We start from the raw sequence: 21,765 nt of genomic DNA, 5'->3' as shown, positions 1-21,765 counted from the left end.
AATCAGATCGGACGCGTATCATCGCGGTTGACCGCACGGCGTTGTGGTGCCAGCAGCAACCAGGTCACCAGCGGCCATAGCGCCACCGAGACCAGTGACTCCGTAAAAAACAGCCAGCCCGGATATTTGCCGGACGCCCACAAACGGATCACCAGCTGCACGACCTGCGTGATCAGCAGTAGCGGCAGAATATGCAGTGCCTGGGTGCGCACCGGAAACCACAGCACGCGCCGATGGATCATGATGGCCAGATAGGACAGCAGCGTGTAGACCAGTGCGTTCTCGCCCAGCAGCGAAGCATTGTGCACATCCATCAGCAAGCCCAGACAAAACGCCAGACCAATACCAACTTTACGCGGCTGATGGATGCTCCAGAATACCACCACCAGCGCGACAAAATCGGGCACGCCAACCATGCCGCCCCAGGGCAGCAGGTTCAACAGGAAAGCACCGATCAGGCTGGCTGCGATGAACAGCGGACTGGCCGGCAACAGGATGTAATGCGGCTGGCTCATTGCAGTGCTCTCCGGATGGTCGTGGCAGGCAGCGGCGTCAGTGGTGCCGGCAATTCCTTGACCGGACCGGACAAACGCGTCCTGCCGGTGGCATTCTTCTTGACGCCCGGATTGTCAGGCGGCGGTCGCGGTGCAGACATCGGCTGCGCCAGCAGGATCAGCAGTTGCTTGTGGCGATCGATGCCTGCCGACGGCTGGCAGACGATCGTCGCGAACGTGCCGCCGGACTTGTTTTCAACCTCGACGACTGTTGCCACCGACAAGCCGCCCGGGTACACCCCGTCGATGCCCGAAGTGACCAGGATGTCGCCCTTGCGGATGTCGGCATTGGACGGCATGAAGCGCAAATCGAGCAAGCCACTCTGACCACGCCCGTAAGCCACGCTACGCAAGCCGTTACGCACGACCTGCACCGGAATCGCCTCGTCCTTGTCGGTCAGCAGTGTGGCTTCGGACGTCAGCGGAAAAACCCGCGTGATTTGCCCGACCACGCCGGTATCGTCGATGACCGGCTGGCCGAGCGCAACATCGTGGCGCGAGCCACGGTCCAGCACGATCTTGCGCGTGAAAACATCGCGGGCGTCATAGAGGATTTCACTCATCACGGATTTGACGGGCAACTGCTCGCTGGTGCCGAGCAGCCTGCGCAATTGGGCATTCTCGGAGAACAGTTGCTGGGCGCGTTGCAGCGTTTGCGCGTTGGTCGCTTGCTCGCGACGCAGTGCTTTGTTCTCGCGTTCAAGCGACGCCAACGACGTGAAATAGTCGCCCGCGCCATAGAGCGCGTCGCGCGGCAACAATGCCGCCATCTGTAGCGGGTACAGCGCGGTGCCCACCACTTGACGGATCAAAGCCAGTGACTGCATGTGCGAATCGACCACCAGCAAGATGATCGCAATCAGCGAGAAAAACACCACTTTGACGCGTGCTGAAGCACCTTGCTTGAACAGTGGCGGGGGGCTGTATTCCATTTAATGCTTGTCAGGTGTCCTGGCTGCTTGCGGTGAGTGGCACCGGCGCCGGTGACGGCGACGGGAAAAACATGGCGTGACGAAGGCGGGCTGACTTTGCCAGCCTGCTTCGCCAGCTTACTCGTACGAGAAAATTGACCCCAGCTTGTCCATCCGTTCGAGCGCCATGCCGGAACCACGCACGACGCAGGTCAGCGGGTCTTCGGCGACGATCACCGGCAAGCCGGTTTCTTCCATCAGCAAGCGATCGAGGTCGCGCAGCAATGCGCCACCGCCAGTGAGCATCATGCCTTTTTCGGCAATGTCGGCACCGAGTTCCGGCGGAGTCTGCTCGAGCGCGTTCTTGACGGCCGAGACGATGTTGTTGAGCGGATCGGTCAGCGCTTCGAGGATTTCATTGCTCGAAATCGTGAACGAGCGCGGAATGCCTTCGGACAGGTTGCGACCCTTGACTTCCATTTCGCGCACTTCCGAACCCGGAAAGGCCGAACCGATTTCTTTCTTGATCGCTTCGGCGGTTTGCTCGCCGATCAGCATGCCGTAGTTGCGGCGGATGTAGTTGACGATGGCTTCGTCGAATTTGTCGCCACCGACCCGCACCGACCCCTTGTAGACCATGCCGCCGAGCGAAATGATACCGACTTCAGTAGTCCCGCCGCCGATGTCGACGACCATCGAACCGGTTGCTTCCGACACCGGCAGACCGGCACCGATGGCAGCAGCCATCGGCTCTTCGATCAGGAATACTTGCGACGCGCCCGCGCCAAGCGCCGACTCGCGAATTGCGCGGCGCTCGACCTGCGTCGAGCCGCACGGCACGCAAATGATGATGCGCGGCGACGGCTTGAACAGCTTGGAGTCATGCACCATGCGAATGAATTGCTTGAGCATTTGCTCGGTGACGGTGAAGTCGGCGATGACGCCGTCTTTCATCGGCCGGATGGCTTCGATGTTGCCCGGCACTTTGCCGAGCATCTGCTTGGCTTCGCGGCCGACGGCCTGAATTGTTTTCTTGCCGTTCGGACCGCCTTGCTGACGGATGGCGACGACCGATGGTTCGTCGAGCACGATGCCCTGACCGCGTACATAAATCAGCGTATTGGCAGTGCCCAGGTCGATCGCCAGGTCATTGGAAAAGTAACTACGGAGAAATCCAAACATGTATTGTCCTGATGCGCAACGAATGTGCGCGGTTTCGATATGGGGTTGAGTGATGTTTAATCGCGACCCGAGGCAGCCTGAGATTCGGCGCCATCCAGAAGGACGCACCGCATTCTACCTTATAATTCAAGCAAATTTGCCTCTATAAACCCGCCAAAATGCTGTCCTGATGCGGTTTTTCCAGCCGCAACGACCGGCCCTTTGATTGTGTTTTGGTGCTTTCCGATTCATTTTCCGGCGCGCTCGCTGCGCGACTTACTGCCATGTCGCTTACTCTCTCGAACGTTACTGTCCTGGCCAATCTGGCCCATCTTGAACTGACCGACGCGCAAGCAAAAAAATCGCTTGCCAAGCTCAATGAAATCTTCGCGCTGGTCGAGCAGATGCAGGCTGTCGACACCACTGGCGTGGAACCGCTGAGCCATCCGATTTTTGCGCTGCACAGCGCGACGCCGGACGACCTGTCGCTACGTCTGCGCGACGATGTCGTCACCGAAACCAACCACCGCGAGGCGTATCAACAACCCGCACCGGCCACCCAGGACGGCTTGTACCTGGTGCCCAAAGTCCTCGATTAAAGAGTCTCCATGCATACCAAATCACTCAAGCAATTGTCGGCACTGCTGCAATCCAGGCAGGTCTCGGCCACCGAACTGGCACAGCACTTTCTGGCGCGCATCGACACCAGCGACCTCAACGCGTTCCTGCATGTCGACCCGGAACTGACGCTGCAACAGGCGGCCGTCGCCGACCAGCGACTGGCCTGCGAAGACCATACCGCGCTGACCGGCATTCCGATTGCGCACAAGGATATCTTTGTCACGCGCGACTGGCGTGCCACCGCCGGCTCGAGAATGCTGGCCAATTACACCAGCCCGTTCGATGCCACCGTAGTCGAACGACTCGGCAAGGCTGGCATGGTCACGCTGGGCAAACTCAACTGCGATGAATTTGCGATGGGCTCATCGAACCAGAATTCGTTCTTTGGTCCGGTACGCAATCCGTGGGACAAGAACGCCATTCCGGGTGGGTCATCCGGCGGCTCGGCAGCGGCGGTCGCGGCGCGACTGGCACCGGCTGTCACCGGCACCGATACCGGTGGCTCGATCCGCCAGCCAGCGGCGATGTGCGGCATCACCGGCATCAAGCCGACCTACGGACGCGTCTCGCGCTTCGGCATGATCGCGTTTGCGTCGTCGCTCGATCAAGGCGGACCAATGGCGCAAAGCGCCGAAGATTGTGCGCTGCTGCTGTCGGCCATGGCCGGTTTCGATGAACGTGATTCGACCAGTCTGCAACGTCCCGATGAAGATTTTTCACGCGACCTCAACAACGACCTGCGCGGCTTGCGCATCGGCGTGCCGCGGGAATATTTCGGTCCGGGATTAGCCGCCGATGTCGAGCTGGCCGTGCGCGCTGCGCTGGCCGACTACGAAAAGCTGGGTGCCACGCTGGTCGATATTTCGCTGCCTAACACCGAGCTGTCGATCCCGGCGTATTACGTGATCGCACCCGCCGAAGCCTCGTCGAACCTGAGTCGTTTCGATGGCGTGCGTTACGGCCATCGCGCCGAGAAATACAGCGATCTGACCGAGATGTACAAGCGCACCCGTGCCGAAGGATTTGGCGAGGAAGTCAAGCTGCGCATTCTGGTTGGTGCCTATGTGCTGTCGCATGGCTACTTCGATGCGTACTACCTGAAGGCCCAAAAAATCCGTCGCCTGATTGCGCAGGATTTCCAGCAGGCGTTCACGCAGTGCGATGTCATCATGGGACCGGTCTCGCCAACGGTGGCCTGGAACCTTGGTGAAAAAGCCGATGATCCGGTAGCCAACTATCTGGCTGATATTTACACGTTGTCGACCAGCCTGGCCGGCTTGCCGGGCATGTCGGTGCCGTGCGGATTCGGGCAGGGCGACATCAATGGCAAACGGCCGGTCGGCCTGCAATTGATCGGCAATTATTTCGAGGAAGCGAAGTTGCTCAATATCGCTCACCAGTACCAGCAAGCGACCAGCTGGCACCTGATGCAACCGGCCGACTGAGACGCACGATGCGCTACGTCCTCGCCACCATTGCAACCACGCTCCTGCTGTTTTTTTGTGCAGCGACCGCCGGCGCGCAGACGCTGTCGACGCGCTTCGCCTGCAGTCTGGCGAGCGATGATGGCGGCGATCCGATCACGTATGCGGACACCGGCGAGATCGATCTCGATGGCACGACCGTGAAGACGTTTCGCTGGGAATCGGCAATTTTTCGCTCGACGCACGGCTACGATTGCAACATCGATGACGACGATGGCTTGCGGGCGGAAGTCCGCGGCGAAGGTTCGACTGCGGCATGGCGGGTGGCTTTGAAGGACGGCGGCGCGGCACGCCTCAAGCGAGGCTACAACTTCGAGCGCGGACTCAATTGCACGATCCGGCTTGAGCGCGACGGCAACACGGTCCAGGTCAAACCGACCTGCCCGGCGCTGTGTGGCTCGCGGATCAATTTTTCGGAGATCGTGATCGATCTGGACAGCGGCACCTGCCGCTACGATCAGGCTGGCAAACAGTAATCAGCAGCACATAAAAACAAGGAATCATCATGCAATGGGAAGTCGTCATCGGGTTGGAAACGCATACACAGCTGACCACCCAGTCCAAAATTTTCAGTGGCTCGGCGATTCGTTTCGGAGCCGAGCCGAACACGCAGGCGTCGCTGGTAGACCTGGCGTTGCCGGGTGCGCTGCCGGTGATGAACAAGCGCGCAGTAGAACGGGCCATCCAGTTCGGTCTGGCGGTCGATGCCGTGATCGCGCCCAGCTCGGTGTTCGCGCGTAAAAACTACTTTTATCCGGACCTGCCCAAGGGTTACCAGATCAGCCAGTTCGAGATCCCGGTGGTACAGGGCGGTCGCGTGTCGTTTGTTTTCGAGCGCGACGGCAAGACCGAACTGCGCACCGTGCAACTGACGCGCGCGCATCTCGAAGAAGACGCCGGCAAGTCGCTGCATGAAGATTATCAGGGCATGACCGGCATCGACCTGAACCGGGCCGGTACACCGCTGCTTGAAATCGTCACCGAGCCGGACATGCGCAGCGCAGCCGAAGCCGTCGCCTATGCGAAGGCGCTGCATTCGCTGGTGATGTGGCTCGACATTTGCGACGGCAACATGCAGGAAGGCTCGTTTCGCTGCGACGCCAATGTCTCGGTGCGGCCGGTCGGCCAGGAACAGTACGGTACCCGTTGCGAAGTCAAGAACCTGAACTCGTTCCGCTTTCTTGAAGAGGCGATCAATTTCGAGGTACGGCGCCAGATCGATCTGATCGAAGACGGCGGCCGCGTGGTGCAGGAAACCCGGCTGTACGATCCGGACCGCAAGGAAACCCGCTCGATGCGCAGCAAGGAAGACGCGCAGGATTACCGCTATTTTCCGGACCCCGATTTGCCGCCGCTTGTCATCAGTGCCGACTGGATTGCGCAGGTCAAGGCAGCGATGCCGGAACTGCCGGGCGCGATGCGGGCCCGCTTCATCGGCGACTTCGGCCTGACCGATTACGATGCGGCCGTGCTCACGCAATCGAAGGCAATGGCACTGTATTTCGAAGCGGTCGCGACACTCGTTGGCAAGGATCAGGCCAAGCAGGCAGCTAACTGGCTGATGGGCGATCTGGCATCGGCGGTCAATCGCGATGGCATCGATCCGGGCCAGGCACCGGTGAGTCCGGCCCAGCTCGCGCTGCTGTTGCAGCGCATCGGCGATGGCACCATCTCGAACAAGATTGCCAAGGAAATTTTTGCGGCAATGTGGGAAGCCAGGTCGGTCGAACCGTTGCTGGCCGACCAGCTGATCGAGTCGATGGGGCTCAAGCAAATTTCGGATAGCGGGGCGCTGGAGGCCATCATCGACGAGGTGCTGGCTGCCAATCCGAAGTCGGTCGAAGAATTTCGTGCCGGCAAAGAAAAGGCTTTCAATGCCTTGATTGGACAAGCCATGAAAGCCTCGCGCGGCAAAGCCAATCCGGCCCAGTTGACCGAACTGCTGAAACAAAAACTGGCCAGCTGACCGACCCGGCTAGCGCGGCGTCGCGCTGCCTGTCAGTTCGCGGTAGCGCTTGAGCGTATCGTCAAACCAGGCGTTCACCCTGAGCAATTCGAGCTGGTGCGATTGCATCAGGTTCTGCTCTGAAGTGACGGCACTCTGCGCCTGCTCGACCTTGCGTGCCAAGGGTGGCGGGACGATATTTTTCTTCGTCGCCTGCGCGGCCTGGGCCAGGGTTTCTTTTAAATGCTGGTCGGCCAGCGTCGATATGTAGCGTTGCTGACGGATTTTTTCATTCACGTCGGCGACCGCCCGCTTGCGTGCTGCCTCGATTTCCAACTCGCTACGAAAGCGCTCGAGGATGGCGGTATCACGCCGGCGCAACTCCAGTGCGGCATCGGCATCGGCCTGCAGCCGGGCGTTGTCAATCTGTTGCTGGTTGCGTTGCGCCGCTGTCAACGGCGCAGGGATCTCGCGCAGCACGACACCATTGCTTCCCAGCTCACGCATCGCGCGCGACGCACATTCCGGAATTGGTCGGTCCGCAGTGATGGTCCGCCCATTCACATCCTTGCACACATAAATTTCCGCCAGCCCCCATCCTGGCATCCCGGTCAGGAACAACATCAGCAGGGCTAGCGTGATGGTGCGCATCGCGTCGTCGCGTAGTTGGGCTTAGGCCACACCGTAGCGTTCGCGGTAAGCGCTGATCGCTGGCCGGTGTCGCTGCAATTCGGCGTGGCCATCGGCACGTCCGAGATATTCCAGCAGGTCCGCCAGGTTACCGATCGAGATGACCGGGATACCATAAAGTTGGCTCACTTCCTGCACCGCTGATCCGGCCGACAGGGCACCATCCTTGCCCGAACGCTCCATCCGGTCCAGCGCAATCAGGACCGCGCAAGGCACCGCACCGGCCGCGCGGATCAGGTCGACTGATTCGCGCACAGAGGTGCCGGCAGAAATGACATCGTCGATGATGACGACACGGCCCTGCAAGGCAGCACCGACGATCGTGCCGCCTTCGCCATGGTCCTTGGCTTCTTTCCGGTTAAAGGCAAACGGTACGTTGCGCTCCTTGCCGGCCAGCGCCACGGCAGTCGCTGAGGCCAGCGTGATGCCCTTGTAGGCCGGACCGAACAACATATCGAATTCAATCCCGGCGTCGAGCAGCGACTGCGCATAGAACTGCGCCAGCGTGCCGAGCGTGGCCCCATCGTTGAACGCTCCCGCATTAAAAAAATACGGTGACAACCGCCCTGCCTTGGTGACGAATTCGCCGAAGCGCAAGACGCCGCTGTCAACAGCGAACGCGATGAATTGCTGACGTAAATTGTTCATTTTTTCCCTTTGAGACAGGCCGCACTGGGTAGTGCTGACCGATTTTGGTCAGTATGAGGTGGTGCCCCGCCATTTTAATGCGATCTCCGCCAGATTCGTTGAACGGCAGCAAGAGTTATGCCCGGAAATCCGAAGTTATGACCTAAAAATTTCAGCAAACATCACAGACAGGACGGCGATGAGGGAAACCTGTGCAATGATGTCGACATGCAACCATCTATTGCTTTTTTCTTTATACCATCCGGCAACCTCATGCTTGCGTCTTTCTTCTGTAAATAGGTGTTCCATTGACACTCCGCCTGATCCGGTGACGATTAACGTCATTCCTGCTCCGCACCGTCATCGCCCGCGCTGGTCAGTGCGCTCGTTGTTGCTGTTGCTGGTGCTCACAGTCCTGCTACCCGGGATCATCGGGGTAACCACGCTGATCTATCGCCAGTACCGTCAGGAACAACAGGAGCTGGAGCGGGAAGCAAGCCGCATAGCAAAAAGCCTGGCACTGGCGATTGACAATGAATTACTTGATGCGCGCAAGGTTGCCGAGGCACTGGCCACATCCGGTCATTTCACGCGAAGCGATTTCCCCGCGCTGCATCGCCAGTTGACCGAGGTATTACAAAAATCCGACCTCGGTTCGCAGGTAGTTCTCAGCGACGGTAATGGTCAGCAACTGCTCAATACGCAGAGGCCCTATGGTACTGCGCTGCCAATGCATGCCAACCCGGAGCTGGTACGACAAGTCTTTGCCAGCGGCCGACCTGTCGTTTCAGGCGTTTATGTGGGCGCACTTGCTCGCCGCACCCTCACCAGTGTCGATGTGCCTGTATTCATCGATGGCAAAGTTACCTACAGCCTCGGTATCAGCATCTTCACCGACAAGTTCGATGCCTTTCTGAGAAGCCAATCGCGGCCATCGGATTGGGAAGTGGGCGTTTTCGATCGTCAGGGCAGAATCGTTGCTCGGACCTTTGGCAATCAGCCGGCCGGAAGTGCTGCCAGCCCGTCACTCTGGCGTGCCATGCAAGATCACCACAGCGACCTGTTCGACGTAACGACGCAAGACGGTACGGTGATGCGCAGCGTGCTCAGTCGTGCTCCCGCCTCGGGCTGGTATGTGGCGATCGGGGTGCCGCGCTCCATCCTCGAAGACGACTTGCAGCAACGCATTTCGCTCTTCGGACTGGTCTTGCTGCTGATGTTTGGTACCGGTGGCGGATTAGCCTGGTTCATGGGCAACCGGATCGCCCGTTCGGTCAATGCATTGACGGCACCGGCACGGGCGCTGGAAGCCGGAGAACCCATGCAGATTTCGCCGGTGTACTTTCGCGAAGCCGATGACGTCGCCCTAGCCATGGCTGGCACCGCCCGGCTGCTGGCGAAGCGCCAGCGCGTGCTGCGCGAACGCGATATCGAACTCTTGACGGCACAGCGCTTGAGCCGCATGGGTAGCTGGAACTGGACGATGGGCAGCGAGGTAGTCGAGGCATCAGCCGAGATCTGCAGAATGTTTGGCCGCACGACGATTCCCGTCCTTAGCGGACAAAAAGACACCATGTTCGCGCTCGCGGACTGGAACATCCTCGAACGGGCACTGCGCCGGACCGCCACCACCGGCCAGGCGTGTGAGCTCGAAATACAAGCACGTCGACTCACTGGCGAGACCTTCTGGGCACACTACTGTAGCGAAGCGATCCGCGATTCACGCGACAGGATCGTCGGATTGCGCGGCACCGTCCAGGACATCACCGAACGCATGCGGGCGCAAAACGAGCTCGACCGGTACCGCAATGATCTTGAAGCACTGGTCAGTTCGCGTACCCTCGAACTCGAACAAGCCCGGGATGCCGCCGAATCGGCCAACCGGGCCAAGAGTGATTTCCTCGCCACCATGAGCCACGAACTGCGCACGCCGATCAATGCCGTCATCGGACTGACGCGACTGCTGGGGGATTCGCCGATGGGTCAGCGTCAGCGCGATCATGCCGACAAGATCCTGCTTTCGGCCGAAGCATTGCAAATAATGATCGATGACATCCTGGATTTTTCCCGTATCGAAGCCGGCAAGCTGCAACTCGAACATCAGGCCTTTTCGCTGGACGCGATCCTGCGCACCACGGCCACGGTGATCGGCATCGGGTTGGGCGACAAACCGGTCGAAGCCTGTTTTGACATCGCTCCCGACGTTCCCGACATGCTGGTCGGCGACAGCATGCGGCTCCAGCAAGTCCTGCTGAACCTGACCAGCAATGCGGTCAAATTTACCGACACCGGCACCATCGTGATGCAATTGCGCTGCCAGGCTGTTGGCACCAGCAGGGTCGCGTTGCAATTTGTTTTCAGGGATACCGGCATCGGCATACCGCTGGCCCAGCAGACCACTATTTTCGAGCACTTTACCCAAGCCGACACGTCAACGACCCGCCGTTACGGCGGCTCCGGACTGGGCCTGGCCATCAGCAAACGACTGGCCGACCTGATGGGTGGCACCATCACCGTGGACAGCACACCCGGCCAGGGCAGCACGTTCTGCTTCTGCGTCGAACTTGCGCGTGCCGGATTGCCGGGTACGGCACCGCGACCGCTGGCCGGGTTACGCGTGCTGATCGTCGATGACCATCCGAAGGCACGGACATTGCTGTCGCGACCCTGCATCGCCGCCGGCTGGCACGTCACCACGTGCGACAGCGGTGCCAGCGCGCTGGCCGAACTGCAGCGCAGCGCGGCAACCGGTGAAGACCATGATGTCATGCTGCTGGACTGGGACATGCCCGGCATGAACGGCGCAGAGCTGTTGCAGCAAGCCCATGCCATCGACGGCCTGCTGTTACCGGCAACCATTTTGCTGGCACCCATGGGGAAACTGGAACAGGCTGCCGCCGCCACCGCTGATCTGGGTATCGATCGCATCGCAGCCAAGCCGTTGCTAACGGCAACACTGATCGACACCATACGACAAGCTTGCCTGGGCGAACTGGGCACGATGTTTTCGGCACTGACCACGACGAACAAGGACGAGCGTCTCGCCGGGATGCATTTTCTGGTGGCAGAAGACAATCTGATCAACCAGATCGTGATCGAGCAGACCCTGACCGGTGCCGGTGCCAGCGTGGAACTGGCATCCAACGGACAGGCGGCAGTGGAGGCGCTGCGTCAGTCGGTGACACGGCACGCATCGCCGTTTGCTGCGGTACTGATGGATATCCGGATGCCCGTCATGGACGGCTATGAGGCGACCCGTGTGATGCGCGGCGAACCTGGCATGGCCCTGTTGCCGATTATTGCGCTGACCGCCTCGGCGCGACGCCAGGACCGCGAGTCCTTTCGGCAAGCCGGCATGTCCGGAGTCATTGCCAAGCCACTCGACGTCAGCGATTTGCTGGCGATGCTCAACGGCCTGACGAACAGCCCGGGTCAGTTCACCATGACAACGACTGCCGGCGGCGACGATACGGCCGCGCTGGCGATCCTCAATTGTGCGCATGCGTTGCGCAGCTTCGGTGGCGACGACCAGAAGTTCGCGACCTTGTTGCAGCAATTCCTGCGTTCGACCAGCGATGACATCGCCCAAGCCCATTGCCTGCTGGGTGACGGCGATACCGCCAGCGCGGCGGCACTGGCGCACGGCTTGTCCGGCAGCGCCCGTGTTCTGGGCGCCGAGCAACTGGCCAGGGTGGCCAGTGCCACCGAGGTGGTTCTGCTCGATGGCGATCGCGAAACGGCCGTGGTCCTGCTCGCTGAACTGCAGGTCGCGCTGCAACAACTGCATCAGTTCGTTGCGCAAGGCCTTGCAACAGCGAGACGATCGCACGACACCGGTGTGAACGCGGACTGATCAGGTATCCTTGGGCACCACTCACCCGATACTCTCCCTCATGCTGAAAATCATCGCCGCCAATCTTAATGGCATCCGTTCGGCCAGCAAAAAAGGTTTCTTTGTCTGGATGGCCAAGCAGGATGCCGACTTCATTTGCGTTCAGGAGCTCAAGGCCCAGGCCGCCGACATGTCGCCCGAAATGCTGGCACCAGACGGTTACCACGGCTATTTTCACTATGCTGAAAAGAAGGGTTACTCGGGTGCCGGTATTTACAGCAAGCGCCTGCCGGACAAGGTCATCACCGGCTTCGGCAATCCCGAATTCGATGCCGAAGGACGCTACGTCCAGTGCGACTACGGCGACCTGAGCATCATCTCGGTGTACTGCCCGTCGGGTTCCTCCGGCGAAGAACGGCAACTGGCAAAGTTCCGTTTCATGGAGGTCTTCCTGCCGCACCTGGCGGCACTCAAGGCGAGCGGGCGCGAAGTCGTCATCTGCGGCGACTGGAATATCGCGCACAAGGAAATCGATCTGAAGAACTGGAAGGGCAACAAGAAGAATTCCGGCTTCCTGCCCGAAGAGCGGGCCTGGCTGACGCGCCTGTTTGACGAAGTCGCGCTGGTCGACGTCTTTCGCCGGGTCGACGAACGTGCCGAGCAATACACCTGGTGGAGCAACCGCGGCCAGGCCTGGGCCAACAATGTCGGATGGCGCCTCGATTACCAGATCGCCACACCCGGCATCGCAGCGACGGCGAAAGCCGTGGCGATTTACAAGGACGAGCGGTTTTCGGACCATGCACCCTTAACGATCAATTACGACACCAAGACTTGACGTTTCGTGGGCATGATTGGAAGTTCCTATGCAAAATAGGGTCCACCTTTTCTGTGCCGAGACGCGTCAAGATTGAAGAAGTTCAAATGTCGTCATGTCCGTCATTTGTCGTGGCTGCCTGCCGGGACGCAGGCACCCAGTCACACGAACGTACGCCCCGTTATTCATGTGGGCCTGGTCGGCAATGGCGTAGTTGTCTGCAGAGAGAACTGTACGTACGCGAACAGACTCACCTTCGTCAGGCAAAAGAAGGGAGAGAACAACGACTCCGGACCGACGTCCATCGACTCCCATCTCTCCCTCAAGCCGTTCGACGGTTCCGATAAAAGTGTCACGTTGATGGCGCTCTGATGCACGCAACTCTCGACGGACCTCTTCTATGCGCGAAAAATAATCCCGCTGAATGCGAACCGGCCGGGGAGCTACGTCTACGGGAGGCAGATACAGCAGCGACCAGTCGAATCCGACATCCAATGAATTGTCGACTACATCGTCGTGCATCGAGTAAATCGCCTCACATAAATTCGACGAAACGAGCGGCTGATCACACGACTTTAACTCGTCAACAAATTTGTCCAGCGTGTCCGCCTCGATGGCCATCGTCAATTGCGACAACGCGCGCTGAATAGTCTGTGTTACTTGCCGAACAAAGGGAGGGGGATCACTTTCAAGAGTTAAGGATCCTTGGACTTCCATCGAATTGACAGGGCAGGCGACCCGCAAGATAAAGCTGCCGTTTTCCGTCTGACCAAAACGAGCCTTCTCAACGAACTGAGAGGCTTCACTAAGAGTCAAGCGCGGATGATGCGCGCGTGGACGCAAGACTGTACAGGCACCCGCCTTCAACAACTTTTCCGTACTGCTGACCAACATCGTGGCAAAACTCAACGGCAGGGCACTGTCGTTTCCATCAAAGAAAACGCGCAAGCGTAAAACATCATCCCTCACGGACATGACCCTTGAAACAAGCCGCTCTTGCGGCACGGACATCAAATCAGCAAGTTTTGAGAAAACGGAGCCAATAGCGTCAACGAAATCGGGTGCCGTCATATCCATCGGGAAAACCAGTTGTCGACGCTCAAAACGGCTATTTTCCAAAACATATAGCCGGTCATCCAGCGCCTTCTCAACCAGCGACCACCCTTGCGCCTTGAGAAAATCTCTCAAGTCAGTCGGTGCGACCAATGTGACCGATGTCATGTCAATATCTCCTGGTACATCGGAATGTCATTTCTGGAAAGTTGCGTCATCAGTGAAACGAGACCCGTGCTGTCAAAGCGTTGGGCTTTCGGAATGTAGACCGTCTGCGCAGTGTCGTTGACCGAAATTGGCGCACCACGCAAACTGACCCAATAGGCGCAACGGTGCAAAGAAAGCGCCTCCTCTGAATGAGTAATCCATTCCTCATACGCCTTTGGCAAGAAGAGTACAACCAAAATTCTCGGAGTGGCAACTGCATCAGAGCGCAAATCGTTGTACTGCGCGATCCCGCGAAAACAATAAGAAAAATGATCACCGACGGTCGCAGGCGGGGCAATCGTGGCTTTCAGCTGAATTTTAATATCCACTTCTGTCCGATAGCCTCCACCAGCAAACGGGCCCCAACCGACCAATTGGGCATCGACTCCTGCATTGTCCTCATGCCGACTGGTTACCTTGCATCCGCACTGAGCGTGTGACGCAATGGCATGCAAATAAGCGTAGCTAAGTTCGGACTCAACGTTTGCAAGGGTCAGTGGCTTCATCGTGGTTATTCCCTGTTGCTCTTTCGGACATCGTACTGGTGAACATGACTTTTGATTAACTGATCACTCGGCCAAGCACCCAATCTGTTTTTTACCGAAAAGGGAAGCTCTCGACTCTGCCGCTGTCAGCTTGGTGTTTGCACCGACCACAACACCAGAATTCGCAGTCTATCGGATCTGGCAGAGTGCAGGAAGGCTACGATTTCATCACCTTGATGCCATCCCCGTGTTTGTGGCACGGCTGCAGTAAATTTGAATTAAATGTTGGTTTTTAACGAACCAGCTACCAGATCGCCACACCCGGCATCGCAGCGACGGCGAAAGCCGTGGCGATTTACAAGGACGAGCGGTTTTCGGACCATGCGCCGCTGACGATCGAGTACGACGCCTGAGCTCAGCAATCGCGCTGACGCAGCCCTAGCGGTGTCACGCCAAACCAGCGCCGCACCGTCCGGCTGAAGTTGGAGGTGTCGGCATAACCGAGTTGCGCGGCGATCTCTTCGATGCTGCAGCGACTGTGTTGCAGCAGCCAGAGCGTACGGGTCTGACGGGCCGCGTCGAGCAACTGCTGAAACGTCGCATGGTCGGCGTGCAGGCGGCGCATCAGCGTGCGCGGGGTCAGACCCAAGGCGCTGGCCACCTCCACCAGTTGCGGATAACGCCCCGCCGGTGCGACCGCCAGCAGTGCCGTCACCTGCTGAGCGATGCTGCGACCCGCCTGTTCGGCCAGCGCGTCGTCGCACTCGGCGCAGGCCACCGCATGTCCATGCCGGTCGGCACCGAGACACGCCAGACTGCACGCCTGCCGGTCAACATGAAACGCCAGCGCAGACCGCCCAAAACTTATTTCTACTGGCAAGTAGCGCCGGTATTGCGCCACCCACTGAGGCGCGGCAATCGGCATCTCGACGCGCAGTCCGGCCGGTAACTGACCCAATGCCGCAGCGATCAGGTGCAGCACTGCGCCAACCATCATGTCGAGCACGAAACCGCGCGCCTCGCCCCAGTCGGCCTGCTCGGTTGCCTGCAACACGGCACCCTGCGGCGTGATCTGCAACTCCCATGAAAACGCCGCGTTGCGCAAGCTGCTGTACCGCTCCAGCACTACCAGCAAGCCGGCGATATCCCGTGCCGTGACTGCCGCAATACCCAGCGCACCGTGCGCGGTGACCGGCAAGCTGGCGGCCAGATCCAGCCCCAGCCAGGGCTTGCCAGTAGCGGTCATGGCCGAAGTCACCAACCGGGTCACGGTGTCCTGCGACAGGCGACGGTCATCGGTGAGCAGCGTGGCCCAGTCGAGCTGCGCGGCAGCCAGCACCTGATCGCCATCAATCGCGCCTTGCTGCAACAGCATGCGCAATTGCCGCGCATAAATGGGCGGCGTCAGCATGGTCGCGCGAAACCCGGCGGCGTTGGCAGGCATCGTGTCCTATCAAAAAGTGGTTGTCACATTAAGACGAATTCGTGGCATCGGCATCGGTGGCGGTCGCATCAAAAGCGTCGCACACTGTACTGCATCGGTAGCTCAGATTACCGCGTATTTCAACGATGATGGAGACCAACTGCATGTCAACTTCCGCCCCCGTGGTGCCGTATGTCGACCACAAACGTTTTGCCTGGATTCTCTCGCTGCTGATCCCGATGTCGATCGCCACCGGCCCGCTGCTCTGGCAATGGCATCCGGTGACGCTGATGCTGTGGCTGCCGGTCATCTTCACGTATTGCATCGCACCGCTGATCGATCTGGCGCTGGGGACCGATACCAGCAATCCGCCGGAGTCGGCCGTGCCGGCGCTGGACGCCGATCCGTATTACCGGCGTGTCACGTTTGCGCTGGTGCCGCTGCTGTGGGCTGCGTTCATTTACGCGGCCTGGTTCAGCCAGAGCGTGGTGCTGTCCTGGCAAGCGCAACTCGGGCTGATTCTGGCCACCGGCGGCGTCGGCGGCTTCTGCATCAATCTCGGCCACGAGATCGGCCACAAGCGCGCGCCGCTCGAACAATGGCTGGCGCGGCTGATTCTGGCACCGTCGGGTTACGGCCATTTCACGGTCGAACACAATCGTGGCCATCACCGCGATGTCGCCACGCCTGACGACCCGGCATCGTCGCGCATGGGCGAATCGATCTGGCGTTTCGTGTTGCGCGAAATGCCGGGCGCGTTCCAGCGTGCGTGGCGACTCGAACGCACGCGCCTGCATGCGGAGGGTCTGCCGCTCTGGTCGCTGCACAATGCGGTCCTGCAGCCGGCGCTGATCACGTTTGCGCTGTGGGGAGCGCTGTGTCTGTGGCTCGGTCCGCAGGTACTGCTGTTTTTGTTACCGGCGGCGCTGTGGTCGAACTTCCAGCTGACCTCGGCCAACTACATCGAGCACTACGGTTTGCTGCGTCAGGTCAGGCCGAACGGCCGTACTGAATCCTGCAAGCCGCAGCATTCGTGGAACAGCAACCATGTCTTTTCGAACTGGGCCACGTTCCATCTGCAACGTCATTCCGATCACCATGCCCATCCGCTGCGACGCTTCCAGTCGCTGCGCCATTTCGATGCCGCACCACAGCTGCCGAACGGTTATTTCGGCATGTTCCCGGTGGCGTATTTTCCACCGCTCTGGTTTGCCATGATGGACCGGCGACTGGTCGCTGCAGTCGGACGCGATCCGGACCGGATCAACTTTGCACCGGGCCAGCGCGACCGGCTGATGGCGCGTCATGGGCTGGTGGCCAAGGAGCAGCCATGAAGACCGACTTCGATTTCGTCATTGTCGGTGGCGGGTCCGCCGGCTGCGTGCTGGCGGCGCGCCTGAGTGCCGACGGCAAATACCGCGTATGCCTGCTCGAAGCCGGCGGCGATGGCCGCGACCTGCTGATCCGCCTGCCTGCCGGCGTGGTCGCGATGATGCCGGGCAAGCCGGTGAAGATCAATAACTGGGCCTTCGATACGGTGCCACAAGCCGGTCTGGCCGGACGCACCGGTTATCAGCCACGCGGCAAGGCACTCGGTGGTTCGTCGGCGATCAATGCGATGCTATACGTGCGCGGCAATGCGGCCGATTACGATGAATGGGCCAGCCTCGGCTGCGACGGCTGGTCATATGCCGAGGTGCTGCCGTACTTTAAAAAGTCGGAAAACAACCAGCGCGGTGCCAGTGCTTTGCGCGGTGACAGCGGTCCGTTGCAGGTGGCCGAACAGCAAAGCCCGCGCCCGATCTCGCAAGCCTTCGTCGATGCCTGCGCCGAAAATGGCATCGCGCCCAACCCCGATTACAACGGTCCGGTGCAGGAAGGCGCGTTCCTGTATCAGGTGACGCAATTCCATCAGGGCGAGCGCAATGGCCAGCGCTGCTCGGCGGCGGCGGCTTATCTGCATCCGGTCATGGAGCGCAGCAATCTGACTGTGCTGACCCGCGCCCATGCGCGCCGCATCCTGTTCGATGGCCAGCGCGCCATCGGCATCGAATACCAGCAGGACGGCAAGATACTTCAGGTACAGGCAAGTCGCGAAGTCGTGCTCAGTGGCGGCGCATTCAATTCGCCGCAGTTGCTGATGCTGTCCGGCGTCGGTCCGCGCGCCGAGCTGGATCGGCACGGTATCGCGCCGGTGCAGGTGCTGGAGGGCGTCGGAAAAAACTTGCAGGATCATCTGGATTGCGTGATGTCGTTCCGCTCGAAAGACACCAACCTGTTTGGCATTGGTCTCGGTGCGCTGATCGATCATATCGGCGCGTACCGGCAGTGGCGGCGCGATGGCACCGGCATCATGGCCACGCCGTTTGCCGAGGGAGGCGCATTTTTCAAATCGTCGCCCGAGGTGTCGCGGCCTGACTTGCAATTGCATTTCTGTATCTCGATTGTCGATGACCACGCCCGCAAACTGCATCTGGGCTACGGCTTTTCCTGCCACGTCTGCGTGGTGCGGCCAGCCTCGCGCGGCACGGTGTCCCTCAACAATGCTGATCCGCTGGCACCACCGCGCATCGATCCGCAATTCCTGTCGGACGAGCGCGATCTGCAGCTACTGCTGGCAGGCACCCGGACCATGCGCAACATCCTGCATGCGCCGGCACTGGCGAGTTACCGCGACAAGGAGCTGTACACCGAAAACGTCCGCACCGAGGCTGAACTGGAGCAGTACGTTCGCACCCACTCGGACACGATTTACCATCCGGTCGGCACCTGCAAGATGGGCATTGATGCGCTGGCCGTGGTGGACCCGCAATTGCGGGTGCATGGCCTGCGTCACTTGCGCGTAGTCGATGCCTCGGTCATGCCGCGCCTGATCGGCGGCAATACCAATGCACCGACGATGATGATTGCCGAAAAGGCAGCCGACCTGATTTTGCAGGACGCACTCAGTGCTTCTGCGACCACGGTGCGATCTTCGGCAACATCAGCATCCCCGGTATCGTGAGCGCGAAGCACACGAAGAAGAACAGAAACCAGCCGGTCTCGGCGACGATGTAGCCCGCTGACGCATTGATGAACGTGCGTGGCACCGCTGCCAGGCTGGAGAAGAGTGCGTACTGGGTAGCCGTATAGCGCGGGTCGGTGGCGCGCGACAGGAAGGCGACGAAAGCGGCCGAGCCCAGCCCGGTACTGCCGAATGCTTCGAAGGCAATCACGATCCCGAGCACCAGCGGATCGGGGCCGACAAACGCCAGCCACGCAAAGCCGAGCACGGCGACGGCCTGGATCGCGCCGAACACCCACAGCCCGCGGTTGATACCGAGCTTGAGCATCCAGATGCCGCCGACAATGCCGCCAGCCAGACTGGCCCACAGGCCGGTGGCCTTGGCGATGACGCCGATCTGCGTCATGCTGAAACCGAGGTCGAGATAGAACTTGGTCGACAAGGCCGTGGCCATGCTGTCGCCCAGCTTGAACAGGAAAATGAACGCCAGTATCCACAATGCGTGACGCCATCCATCGCGGGCAATGAATTCACGGAACGGGAGTGTGACGGCTTGCGCGAGATTTTTCGGCGGCTCGCCGTATTGCTCCGGCTCCTTGACCAGCAGCGTGCAGAGCAGGCCAGGCAACATGAACGAGGCGGTAATCCAGAACACCGGTTGCCACGGCATCCGGTCAGCCAGGATCAGCGCCAGCGAACCCGGCACCATGCTGGCGACCTTGTAGGCGTTGACGTAGACCGCCGCACCGAGTCCTTGCTGGCTGTCGGGCAAGACTTCGCGCCGGTAGGCATCGACGACGATATCCTGACTGGCCGACAAAAAGGCGACCAGGCTGGCCATCGCCGCCACCAGCGAAATTTGCGTCAGCGGATCGAGCATGCCCATCGTGCCGATGGCCACGAACAGCGCTGCCTGCGTGAGCGCCATCCAGCCACGCCGCCGTCCGAGCGAACCGAAGTGGTAGCGATCCATCAGCGGCGACCAGAGGAATTTCCAGGTGTATGGAAACATCACCAGCGCGAACAGCCCCAGCGCCTTGACGTTCAGGCCAGACTTGGCCAGCCAGGCTTGCAGCAAGTACAGCAGGATGAACAGCGGCAGGCCGGAACTGAACCCGAAAACGAGGATGGCCAGCATGCGCCGGTTCATGTAGTCGCGCCACGGCACGGAAGGATTCGTCATCAGGCGCTGGCAGTTTTCTTGAGGCGAAATACCGCGAGGTTGCCGCGCCAGTTCGGCAGGAAGTGCACCGGACGGCCATCATGCAAGGCCACGCATTCGAGGACGTCGAGACCGACCTGATTGGCCAGTTCTTCAAAATCCTTGATCGTCGCGCAACGCAGGTTGGGCGTGTCGTACCACTCGTACGGCAGGCTTTTCGACACCGGCATGCGACCGCGCAGCAACGCCAGTCGATGCGGCCAGTAGGCAAAATTGGGAAACGAGACAATCGCTTCGCGACCAACCCGGGCGATATCGGTCAGCACGCCTTCGACGTTTTTCATCATCTGCAAGGCCGACAGACACAGCACGGTATCGAAGGCGCTGTCGGCGAACATCGCCAGACCCGCTTCCATGTCTTGCTGGATCACCGAGACGCCACGTGCGATGCATTCCGGAATCTTGTCGTCATCGATTTCGACACCGTAGCCGTGACAGGCCTTGTCGGTTTGCAGGTAGTCGAGCATGACGCCATCGCCGCACCCCAGGTCGAGCACTTCGGTGTCGGCACGCACCCAGTGGGCGATAAACGCGAGGTCGGGACGCAGGGCGCTGAGCTCATTGAAATTCATGCGCGGCTTTCGGACTCAAGGGATGTCCAGACGGACTGGTAATAAGCACGCACCACATTCATGTAGCGCGCGTCTTCCTGCAGGAAGGCATCGTGGCCATGGGGTGCGTCGATTTCGGCGTAGGTGACGCGGCGGCGATTGTTGACCAGTGCCTGCACCATTTCGCGGCTGCGTTCGGGCGCGAAGCGCCAGTCGGTCTGAAACGATACCAGCAGGAATTCGGCACTGGTCTTGGCCAGAGCCTTGGTGAGGTCACCGCCATAAGCACGCGCCGGATCAAAATAATCGAGTGCCTTCGTGATCAGCAAATAGGTATTGGCATCGAAGTACAGGGCGAACTTGTCGCCCTGGTAGCGCAGGTAGGATTCGATTTCAAAATCGACGCCGAAGCCGAACTGGTATTCGCCGGAACGCAGGTCACGGCCGAATTTTTCCGCCATGTCGTCATCCGACAAATAGGTGATGTGGCCGACCATGCGGGCAACGCGCAAGCCGTTTTTCGGTACCACGCCGTGGGCATAAAAATCGCCGCCATGAAAATCAGGATCGGTCAGGATAGCTTGTCGCGCGACGTCATTGAAGGCGATGTTCTGGGCCGACAATTTCGGCGTCGAGGCGACGATCACGCAATGGCGCAACCGTTCCGGAAACAGCAGGCTCCAGGCCAGCGCCTGCATGCCGCCCAGCGAGCCTCCCATGACGGCGGCAAATTGCGCGATCCCCAGCGCATCGGCCAGACGGGCTTGTGCCTGCACCCAGTCTTCGACCGTGACCACCGGAAAGCTCGCACCGTACGGTTTGCCTGTGGCGGGATCGGGATGCATCGGGCCGGTCGAACCGAAGCACGAGCCGAGGTTGTTGACGCCGATGACGAAGAAGCGGTCGGTATCGACCGGCTTGCCGGGACCGACCATGTTGTCCCACCAGCCCGGATTGACCGGTTCGCCCGCCGCGTTGGCATACATGCCGGCGACATGATGCGAGGCATTGAGCGCATGGCAAACCAGTACTGCATTGGAGCGCGCCGCGTTGAGCGTGCCGTAGGTTTCATAAGTCAGTGCATAACCGGCCAGCGACGCGCCGCTTTGCAGCGGCAGCGGGGTCGGGAAATGCATCAATTGGGGCGAGACGATTCCGAGGGATTTCATGATGGGCAG

General features: G+C 60.0%; 19 protein-coding genes and 1 pseudogene. 9 read left to right on the top strand and 11 right to left on the bottom strand.

All coding sequences use genetic code 11. The features are described 5' to 3' along the window. Positions 1 to 2: 2 nt before the first annotated feature. The 3 genes from mreD to QN370_RS07160 all read right to left on the bottom strand — a co-directional run bounded on the left by mreD (position 3) and on the right by QN370_RS07160 (position 2,647). On the bottom strand, positions 3 to 515 hold the full coding sequence (gene mreD / locus QN370_RS07170; protein WP_322129062.1) for a rod shape-determining protein MreD: 513 nt from the start codon (positions 513 to 515) through the stop codon (positions 3 to 5). Continuing rightward, positions 512 to 1,486: a rod shape-determining protein MreC gene (gene mreC, locus QN370_RS07165; RefSeq protein WP_322129063.1), complete on the bottom strand. Its 975-nt coding sequence runs from the start codon at positions 1,484 to 1,486 to the stop codon at positions 512 to 514. Before mreC ends, mreD begins: the two co-directional genes overlap by 4 nt. A gap of 117 nt (positions 1,487 to 1,603) precedes the next feature. Beyond that, a complete protein-coding gene (locus tag QN370_RS07160; protein WP_322124036.1) occupies positions 1,604 to 2,647 on the bottom strand; it encodes a rod shape-determining protein in 1,044 nt (347 codons plus the stop codon). 263 nt (positions 2,648 to 2,910) lie between these two features. On the opposite strand from QN370_RS07160, the gene gatC reads away from it, so the two are divergent. The 4 genes from gatC to gatB are packed head-to-tail and all read left to right on the top strand — an operon-like array spanning position 2,911 to position 6,697. Beyond that, complete coding sequence (gatC, locus tag QN370_RS07155; RefSeq protein WP_322129064.1) at positions 2,911 to 3,225, top strand: Asp-tRNA(Asn)/Glu-tRNA(Gln) amidotransferase subunit GatC; 315 nt, start codon at positions 2,911 to 2,913, stop codon at positions 3,223 to 3,225. 9 nt (positions 3,226 to 3,234) lie between these two features. Next, positions 3,235 to 4,692: an Asp-tRNA(Asn)/Glu-tRNA(Gln) amidotransferase subunit GatA gene (gatA, locus tag QN370_RS07150; protein ID WP_322129065.1), complete on the top strand. Its 1,458-nt coding sequence runs from the start codon at positions 3,235 to 3,237 to the stop codon at positions 4,690 to 4,692. Between the two features lie 8 nt (positions 4,693 to 4,700). Next, the gene (locus tag QN370_RS07145; protein WP_322129066.1) at positions 4,701 to 5,207 is read left to right on the top strand and encodes a hypothetical protein; all 507 of its coding nucleotides are present in this window, start codon (positions 4,701 to 4,703) and stop codon (positions 5,205 to 5,207) included. A gap of 29 nt (positions 5,208 to 5,236) precedes the next feature. Beyond that, positions 5,237 to 6,697: an Asp-tRNA(Asn)/Glu-tRNA(Gln) amidotransferase subunit GatB gene (gene gatB / locus QN370_RS07140; protein ID WP_322129067.1), complete on the top strand. Its 1,461-nt coding sequence runs from the start codon at positions 5,237 to 5,239 to the stop codon at positions 6,695 to 6,697. 9 nt (positions 6,698 to 6,706) lie between these two features. Here the strand turns inward: gatB and QN370_RS07135 are convergent, their stop codons facing one another. Together QN370_RS07135 and pyrE are read right to left on the bottom strand one after the other, a co-directional pair. Continuing rightward, positions 6,707 to 7,327, bottom strand: a complete 621-nt coding sequence (locus QN370_RS07135; RefSeq protein ID WP_322129068.1) for a DUF4124 domain-containing protein — start codon at positions 7,325 to 7,327, stop codon at positions 6,707 to 6,709. A 21-nt stretch (positions 7,328 to 7,348) separates the two neighbouring features. After that, entirely contained in the window at positions 7,349 to 8,014 is a 666-nt protein-coding gene (gene pyrE, locus QN370_RS07130; RefSeq protein ID WP_322129069.1) for an orotate phosphoribosyltransferase, read from the bottom strand. A gap of 307 nt (positions 8,015 to 8,321) precedes the next feature. On the opposite strand from pyrE, the gene QN370_RS07125 reads away from it, so the two are divergent. Next, entirely contained in the window at positions 8,322 to 11,846 is a 3,525-nt protein-coding gene (locus QN370_RS07125) for a response regulator (RefSeq protein ID WP_322129070.1), read from the top strand. A 40-nt stretch (positions 11,847 to 11,886) separates the two neighbouring features. Beyond that, on the top strand, positions 11,887 to 12,663 hold the full coding sequence (locus QN370_RS07120) for an exodeoxyribonuclease III (RefSeq protein ID WP_322129071.1): 777 nt from the start codon (positions 11,887 to 11,889) through the stop codon (positions 12,661 to 12,663). Between the two features lie 66 nt (positions 12,664 to 12,729). Here QN370_RS07120 and QN370_RS07115 read toward each other — a convergent pair whose 3' ends face one another. After that, positions 12,730 to 13,863: a hypothetical protein gene (locus QN370_RS07115; RefSeq protein ID WP_322129072.1), complete on the bottom strand. Its 1,134-nt coding sequence runs from the start codon at positions 13,861 to 13,863 to the stop codon at positions 12,730 to 12,732. Beyond that, positions 13,860 to 14,408, bottom strand: coding sequence for a DUF4365 domain-containing protein (locus tag QN370_RS07110; RefSeq protein WP_322129073.1), 549 nt, complete (start codon positions 14,406 to 14,408; stop codon positions 13,860 to 13,862). Before QN370_RS07110 ends, QN370_RS07115 begins: the two co-directional genes overlap by 4 nt. Before the next feature lie 275 nt (positions 14,409 to 14,683). Between QN370_RS07110 and QN370_RS07105 the strand changes: the two are divergent. Further along, a pseudogene (locus QN370_RS07105) lies at positions 14,684 to 14,800 on the top strand (exodeoxyribonuclease III); the annotation flags it as partial. A 2-nt stretch (positions 14,801 to 14,802) separates the two neighbouring features. Here QN370_RS07105 and QN370_RS07100 read toward each other — a convergent pair. After that, positions 14,803 to 15,831, bottom strand: a complete 1,029-nt coding sequence (locus tag QN370_RS07100) for an AraC family transcriptional regulator (RefSeq protein WP_322129074.1) — start codon at positions 15,829 to 15,831, stop codon at positions 14,803 to 14,805. A gap of 143 nt (positions 15,832 to 15,974) precedes the next feature. Between QN370_RS07100 and QN370_RS07095 the strand changes: the two genes are divergently transcribed. Continuing rightward, entirely contained in the window at positions 15,975 to 17,144 is a 1,170-nt protein-coding gene (locus QN370_RS07095; RefSeq protein ID WP_322129075.1) for an alkane 1-monooxygenase, read from the top strand. Next, positions 17,141 to 18,814 carry a GMC family oxidoreductase gene (locus QN370_RS07090; RefSeq protein WP_322129076.1) on the top strand — a complete coding sequence of 558 codons (1,674 nt, stop codon included), beginning with the start codon at positions 17,141 to 17,143 and terminating at the stop codon, positions 18,812 to 18,814. The genes QN370_RS07095 and QN370_RS07090 overlap by 4 nt, the downstream gene beginning before the upstream one ends. Here QN370_RS07090 and QN370_RS07085 read toward each other — a convergent pair. The 3 genes from QN370_RS07085 to metX are packed head-to-tail and all read right to left on the bottom strand — an operon-like array spanning position 18,756 to position 21,756. Next, on the bottom strand, positions 18,756 to 19,997 hold the full coding sequence (locus QN370_RS07085) for an AmpG family muropeptide MFS transporter (protein ID WP_322129077.1): 1,242 nt from the start codon (positions 19,995 to 19,997) through the stop codon (positions 18,756 to 18,758). The genes QN370_RS07090 and QN370_RS07085 overlap by 59 nt on opposite strands. Further along, positions 19,997 to 20,608, bottom strand: a complete 612-nt coding sequence (gene metW / locus QN370_RS07080; RefSeq protein ID WP_322129078.1) for a methionine biosynthesis protein MetW — start codon at positions 20,606 to 20,608, stop codon at positions 19,997 to 19,999. The genes QN370_RS07085 and metW overlap by 1 nt, the downstream gene beginning before the upstream one ends. Next, positions 20,605 to 21,756 carry a homoserine O-succinyltransferase MetX gene (gene metX, locus QN370_RS07075; RefSeq protein ID WP_322129079.1) on the bottom strand — a complete coding sequence of 384 codons (1,152 nt, stop codon included), beginning with the start codon at positions 21,754 to 21,756 and terminating at the stop codon, positions 20,605 to 20,607. Before metX ends, metW begins: the two co-directional genes overlap by 4 nt. Between the last annotated feature and the right edge of the window lie 9 nt (positions 21,757 to 21,765).

The sequence above is a fragment of the Actimicrobium sp. CCI2.3 genome (genome assembly GCF_035019065.1).
Classification (GTDB): domain Bacteria; phylum Pseudomonadota; class Gammaproteobacteria; order Burkholderiales; family Burkholderiaceae_D; genus Actimicrobium.
This window is presented reverse-complemented; position numbering and strand designations above follow the sequence as displayed.

Excerpts from the sequence above, each read along its gene's own strand:
- mreD (WP_322129062.1), bottom strand. The coding sequence starts at position 515 with ATGAGCCAGCCGCATTACATCCTGTTGCCGGCCAGTCCGCTGTTCATC.
- mreC (WP_322129063.1), bottom strand. The coding sequence starts at position 1,486 with ATGGAATACAGCCCCCCGCCACTGTTCAAGCAAGGTGCTTCAGCACGC.
- QN370_RS07160 (WP_322124036.1), bottom strand. The coding sequence starts at position 2,647 with ATGTTTGGATTTCTCCGTAGTTACTTTTCCAATGACCTGGCGATCGAC.
- gatC (WP_322129064.1), top strand. The coding sequence starts at position 2,911 with ATGTCGCTTACTCTCTCGAACGTTACTGTCCTGGCCAATCTGGCCCAT.
- gatA (WP_322129065.1), top strand. The coding sequence starts at position 3,235 with ATGCATACCAAATCACTCAAGCAATTGTCGGCACTGCTGCAATCCAGG.
- QN370_RS07145 (WP_322129066.1), top strand. The coding sequence starts at position 4,701 with ATGCGCTACGTCCTCGCCACCATTGCAACCACGCTCCTGCTGTTTTTT.
- gatB (WP_322129067.1), top strand. The coding sequence starts at position 5,237 with ATGCAATGGGAAGTCGTCATCGGGTTGGAAACGCATACACAGCTGACC.
- QN370_RS07135 (WP_322129068.1), bottom strand. The coding sequence starts at position 7,327 with ATGCGCACCATCACGCTAGCCCTGCTGATGTTGTTCCTGACCGGGATG.
- pyrE (WP_322129069.1), bottom strand. The coding sequence starts at position 8,014 with ATGAACAATTTACGTCAGCAATTCATCGCGTTCGCTGTTGACAGCGGC.
- QN370_RS07120 (WP_322129071.1), top strand. The coding sequence starts at position 11,887 with ATGCTGAAAATCATCGCCGCCAATCTTAATGGCATCCGTTCGGCCAGC.
- QN370_RS07115 (WP_322129072.1), bottom strand. The coding sequence starts at position 13,863 with ATGACATCGGTCACATTGGTCGCACCGACTGACTTGAGAGATTTTCTC.
- QN370_RS07110 (WP_322129073.1), bottom strand. The coding sequence starts at position 14,408 with ATGAAGCCACTGACCCTTGCAAACGTTGAGTCCGAACTTAGCTACGCT.
- QN370_RS07100 (WP_322129074.1), bottom strand. The coding sequence starts at position 15,831 with ATGCCTGCCAACGCCGCCGGGTTTCGCGCGACCATGCTGACGCCGCCC.
- QN370_RS07095 (WP_322129075.1), top strand. The coding sequence starts at position 15,975 with ATGTCAACTTCCGCCCCCGTGGTGCCGTATGTCGACCACAAACGTTTT.
- QN370_RS07090 (WP_322129076.1), top strand. The coding sequence starts at position 17,141 with ATGAAGACCGACTTCGATTTCGTCATTGTCGGTGGCGGGTCCGCCGGC.
- QN370_RS07085 (WP_322129077.1), bottom strand. The coding sequence starts at position 19,997 with ATGACGAATCCTTCCGTGCCGTGGCGCGACTACATGAACCGGCGCATG.
- metW (WP_322129078.1), bottom strand. The coding sequence starts at position 20,608 with ATGAATTTCAATGAGCTCAGCGCCCTGCGTCCCGACCTCGCGTTTATC.
- metX (WP_322129079.1), bottom strand. The coding sequence starts at position 21,756 with ATGAAATCCCTCGGAATCGTCTCGCCCCAATTGATGCATTTCCCGACC.